Origin of the sequence: Vibrio sp. RE86 (genome assembly GCF_013114545.1) — a bacterium.
Lineage (GTDB): Bacteria > Pseudomonadota > Gammaproteobacteria > Enterobacterales > Vibrionaceae > Vibrio.
Genome location: NZ_VTXI01000070.1, coordinates 1 through 596 on the forward strand (window position 1 = coordinate 1; position 596 = coordinate 596).

1 protein-coding gene is annotated in these 596 nt (G+C 55.2%); it reads left to right on the forward strand.

Going from position 1 to position 596, the window contains the following annotated elements; genetic code table 11:
* On the forward strand, positions 1 to 596 hold a 596-nt coding region (locus F0231_RS20800; protein WP_171761573.1), incomplete at both ends, for a cadherin repeat domain-containing protein.

Sequence of the window (596 nt, forward strand, 5' to 3'; positions counted from 1 at the left end):
GGCACGATTGACACCAGTGCCTCACAAGGGGGCACCAACGGTCAATACGAAGTGACCGTGACGGCGACCGACGGCGAGGGCACACCCGCGACGGACACCTTCATTATTACTGTGGGTAACCCAGGGCCAGACTTCATCAATGAAACCAGCGGTCAAGACGATGACACCTATGTGATTGATGAGATGTTTGAGAACCGCGCCGCTGGCGTGGTGGCAGAAGTGGCAGTCTCGGATGAAGACAGCAGCTTAACCTACAGCTTGGACGATGATTTTGGTGGTCTGTTCACGATTAACGAGACGACCGGTGCCATCAGCACCACGCGCGTAATTGATGATGCTGAGCTTGGTGACTACACCTTGAGCGTGACGGTATCCGACGGCGAAGGCGGTACGGATACAGCGACGGTGGAGCTGACGTTCAGTAACGTTAACGACGATCCAACGCGCGATAGCGAAGAAAGTGACAAGAACTACGACGATGGTCAGTCCGTCAACTTTAGCGTGGCGAACAACTTCTCCGATGAAGATGCGGGCACAGTGCTTACGTTCAGTGCTGAGGGTCTGCCAGCGGGTCTGACGATGTCAGAAGATGGCAC